Origin of the sequence: Microbacterium sp. (genome assembly GCF_049661145.1) — a bacterium.
Classification (GTDB): Bacteria; Actinomycetota; Actinomycetes; order Actinomycetales; family Microbacteriaceae; genus Microbacterium.
This window is the reverse complement of sequence record NZ_JBASZT010000265.1, coordinates 1-4,594: the sequence shown is the minus strand read 5'-3', so window position 1 is coordinate 4,594 and position 4,594 is coordinate 1. Positions and strand designations below refer to the sequence as shown.

Here is a 4,594-nt window from a genome sequence, read left to right as displayed (position 1 = left end):
GCCCACCGAGCTGCGGCGACGACGACCCGCCGAGCTCTCCGGCGGTCAGGCGCAGCGGGTGGCGATCGCACGCGCACTGGCGACGGGTGCCCGCATCCTCCTCGCCGACGAGCCGGTGAGCGGCCTGGACCGACCACTGCGCGACGAGGTGCTGCAGCTGTTCGGTCAGATCGTGGGCGAGCAGGGTGTCGGCGTCGGGTTCGTCTCGCACGACCTCGACGCAGTGTCGCTGCTGTGCGGCACCTCGTGCGTGCTGGCCGGCGGGCGCATCGTCGAACGCGGACCGACCCTCGAGCTGCTCTCACACCCGCGGCATGAGGCTACGCGCGAGATCGTCGACGCGCGGCCATGCCTGCGTGCCTCGTGATCCGGGACGAAGAGCCGATCCGAAAGAGCTATGCCGTGAAAGCGATCGTCGACGTGCCACCGACCCGCGCCCAGCCGCGCCCCGGTGAGTATCGACTTCGGCCCACCGTCCTGCTGAGCAGCCAGTTGCTGTTCAACGTCGGCTTCTTCGCCGTCGTCCCCTTCCTCGCCGGGATCCTCCGCGACGACTTCGCACTGGCGGGTTCCGCGGTCGGGCTCGTACTCGGCGTGCGGACCGCCGCGCAGCAGGGGCTGTTCCTCTTCGGCGGAGCGCTCGCCGACCGGTTCGGCGCACGCCCGCTGATCCTCACCGGCTGCGCGGTCCGCGTCGCGGGGTTCTCTCTCCTCGCGTGGTCGACAATGCCCGCCCTCGGCCCCACCGACGGCCTCCGGCTTCCCCTGTTCATCGTCGCAACCGTCCTCACCGGGCTGGGCGGGGCGTTGTTCTCTCCAGCCCTGGAGACCCTCGTCGCACGTGTGGATGCCGCACCACACGCACGCCGCACCACGCTGTTCGCCCTGCTCGCGGTGTTCGGCGAGACCGGCGCGGCAGCGGGCCCGCTCCTCGGGGCGTTGCTCCTTGGCTGGGGCTTCCCGACCGTCGCCGCGGCAGGCGCCCTTCTGTTCGCCGCCGTCGCGGTCGCGCTCGCGGGAGTCCTCCCCGGCGCGCCGCCACGGCACGGCACACCATCCGCACCCGACCGCCCGCACCCGCTCGCCGTCCTCGGTGACCGGCGCTTCGTCGCGCTCGCCGTGCTCGCGTCGGTGAACCTGTTCGCCTACAACCAGCTGTACCTCGGCCTTCCGGTCGAGCTGGACCGCGTGGACGCCGGTCCGCAGGCACTCGCGGTCCTCTTCGCCTGGGTATCGGTCGCGACCATCGCGCTGCAGCTGCCGATCGCTCGGGCCGCGCGGCGCATCGGCGAGACGCGCGCGCTACGGCTGGGCTATCTGCTCATCTCCGCCGCGTTCGGGGTGCTCGCGATTGCAGCCCCGGTGACACCGGCATCCGGCATCGCCGCGGTCGCCCCCGCGTTCGCCGCCACGACGCTGCTCGCGCTCGGTCACCTCGTGCTCACGCCGCTGGTGCTCTCGCTGGTGCCCCGCTTCGGCCCCCGCGGCGCCTGGGGCTCTTACTACGGTCTGCTCGCGACGTGCGGCGGCGCGGTCGTCCTCGTGGGCAACACGTTGCTCGGCGCGCTGTATGCCGTCGCCGACGCACCAGGACTTCCCGCGATCGCACCGTGGGCGGTGCTGGCCGCTCTCCCCCTGGCATCCGCCTGGCTCGTTCCGCGCCTGGTCCCCGCCGGACCCGCGTCTCTCTGACAGACCCTGTTCCTCACCCCCGACTCCAACACAGTAAGGAAGTCCCCCACGATGATCCGCAACAGAACCGCCTGGCGTGCCGCCGCACTGCTCCTCGCCGGCGGTGTAGCACTGCCGCTCACCGGCTGCTTCTCCGGCAGTCCACAGGACTCCGCAGACTCTGACGCAGCGGGCGCCCGCATCACCCTCGCGATGCTTCAGCCGCCCCGCAGCGGGCTGACGCCGCTGAGCGACGACGCCTTCAAGCTGTCGCGCTGGAGCACTGCCGAAACGCTCATCGTGCTCGACGACAACGGCGACGCGCAGCCGGGACTCGCCACGGACTGGGAGCAGCTGAGCGATACCGAGTGGCGCTTCACGATCCGCTCCGGCGTGACTTTCCACGACGGCACGGACCTCACCGCCGAGCAGGCGGCCGCCTCGCTCACTGCCGCGACAATGGCCACCCCGCTGCCGCGTATCCTCAACGGTGTCGAGCTCACCGCGACCGTCGACGGCGACACCGTCATCGTCACGACCGCGCACCGCGATCCGCTCGTGCCGCAGCGGCTGTCGAGCCCGCAGCTCGCGATCCTCGCCGCCGCGGCGTACGGTGCTGACGGCGTCGTCGACCCGGTCGGTCACGGCACCGGGCCCTTCGAACTCGTCGACGTCGACGGCACCGCGGGCGCGACCCTCGACCGCTACGACGCCTACTGGGGCGAGGCGGCCACGGCGTCGGGCATCGACGTCACATTCGTCCCCGACGGCACGGCACGCGCCGCGGCGTTGCGCACCGGCACCGCCGACGTGGTCGAGGCGATCCCGGTCGGTCAGGTCGCCCAGATCGACGAGGAGCTGATCCACGAGGTACCGATGCCGCGCACCAACACGCTCTACATGAACACGAGCACCGGCCCATTCGCCGATCCCGCTGCGCGTGCCGCCGCCGCCGCCGCGATCGAGCGCGCGACGATCGTCGACACGGTCTACGAGGGACGTGCCGACGTCGCCGCGGGGCTGCTGGGCCCGGCGCTGCCCTGGGCGGCCGACCTCCGCGACGAACCCGGCTATGAGAGTGAGCTGAACGATCACGAGGCTACGCCGGCGAAGGTGAACGGCATCCCGATCACACTCGGCACGTTCACAGACCGGGCCGAGCTCCCCGAGGTCGCCGTGCTGATCGAGCAGCAGCTCGAAGCCGCCGGCTTCGTCGTCGAGCAAGACGTGCGCGAGTATCAGTACATCGAGGCCGACGCGCTCGACGGCGCCTTCGACGCCTTCATCCTGTCGCGGGCGACCATCATCGACTCGGGCGACCCGGTCGCCTACCTCACGAGCGATTTCAGCTGCGCGGGGACGTTCAACATCTCGCAGTTCTGCGATCCCGAGGTCGATGCGCTCATCGCGAAGGCGTCCGAGACGGATGCCGGCGACGAGCGCCGCGAGGCGATCATGCGCGCCGAGGCGGCCATCTTGTCGCGTCATGCCGCGATCCCGATGCTGCACGAGCGCGTGATCCAGGGCGAGGCGGCCGGCGTCAGCGGTGTCGACCGCGATCCCCGGGAGCGCACGCTCATCACCGTCTCCAGCACCGTCGCCCGGTGAGCGCCGCACGCCCGTGGCGGGCATTCGGCGGCCCGGCGATCGTCGGCGCCTCCCGCGCCGTCGCGATCGCCGGGGTGGTGGTCCTCGTCGGCATGCTCCCCTGGATGTCCGGGCGCAGCCCCGAGTACACCGTGCTGCGAGCTCGCTACGCCGATCTCGAGGCGACACCCGAGGCGCTCGCCGCGGTGCGTGCGGAACTGGGGCTCGATCGCGGACCGTGGGCCCTGTTCGCCGACTGGCTCGGCGGACTGGCCGGCGGCGACCCCGGCCGGTCCTGGATCAACAACAAGCCTGTGCTGCCGGGCATGGTCGATGCGCTCGGCGTGTCCCTCACGCTCATGGGGTTCGCGATCACCGTCGCGCTCGTCGTAGCGCTGCTCATCGCCGCGCCCGCGGTGCGGGCAGGACTGAGGGGCACGCCGACCAGGGGATCCGGCATCGCGGCGGTGGCACTGACCGCGTTGCCGGAGTTCCTTCTCGCTTCGGTGCTCCTGGTCGTCGGTGCGGTGTGGCTCGGACTGTTCCCGCCCTACGGCTGGAACGGCCCGTACTATGCCGTCCTGCCGGCGCTCGCGCTCGGCCTCCCGGCGGGCGGCCTCATCGGCCGGCTGATGACGGATGCCATCACCGCCACCTTCGCGGAGAGCTGGATCACGACGTGGCGCCTGGCTGACTTCGGCGACTCCCGCATAGCGTTCGCGGTGGTCCGCCGCTCCCTGCCGTCCGTCCTCGGCCAGATCGGACTCGCCCTCATCGGCCTGACGGGTGGCGCAGTGGCCGTCGAGGAGGTCTTTGCGATTCCCGGGCTCGGGCGCGCAACGCTGGGCGCGGCGGCGTCGCAGGACATCCCGGCGCTGCAGATCGGCATCCTCCTCCTGCTCATGCTCGCCGTCGCCACCGGCCTCGTCGTCGCCGCGCTGCGGTGGGTGCTGCTCGGACCCGCCCTGCGCCTGGGCAGTCTTCCGATGCCCGCGCCGGAGGTCCGCCGGAAGCGCCGCGACCTGATCGTCCCTGTCGTCGCCGGCGCGATCCTCGTGCTCGTCATCGTCACTGGCCTGTTCCGAGACCCGTACGCGACAGCGGGCGCCAGGCTCGCCCCACCCGGCCTGGAGTTGCCCTTCGGCGCCGACGCGCTCGGCCGCGACCTGCTCGCCCGAGTCGGCCACGGCGCCGTCACGACCCTCGGCACGGCGGGATTCGTCGTGCTGGTGTGCTTGGCGATCGGCCTCGCCCTCGGGTGCTTCCCTCGCGCCGTCACCGGGCCGCTCGAGGTCACCAACGCCGCGCCGCCGATCATCGCGGGCCTAATCGTCGC

4 protein-coding genes are annotated in these 4,594 nt (G+C 72.0%); all 4 read left to right on the top strand.

Annotated elements, in window-relative coordinates:
• The coding region (locus WBP48_RS11350; protein WP_424440482.1) for an ATP-binding cassette domain-containing protein at positions 1 to 367 on the top strand (367 nt) is incomplete at its 5' end.
• Complete coding sequence (locus WBP48_RS11345) at positions 349 to 1,692, top strand: MFS transporter (RefSeq protein WP_424440480.1); 1,344 nt, start codon at positions 349 to 351, stop codon at positions 1,690 to 1,692. The genes WBP48_RS11350 and WBP48_RS11345, both read left to right, overlap by 19 nt.
• Positions 1,693 to 1,743: 51 nt before the next feature.
• Complete coding sequence (locus WBP48_RS11340) at positions 1,744 to 3,279, top strand: ABC transporter substrate-binding protein (RefSeq protein ID WP_424440478.1); 1,536 nt, start codon at positions 1,744 to 1,746, stop codon at positions 3,277 to 3,279.
• Positions 3,276 to 4,594 (top strand): ABC transporter permease subunit (locus tag WBP48_RS11335; RefSeq protein ID WP_424440476.1); only part of this gene is annotated, 1,319 nt, incomplete at its 3' end. The genes WBP48_RS11340 and WBP48_RS11335, both read left to right, overlap by 4 nt.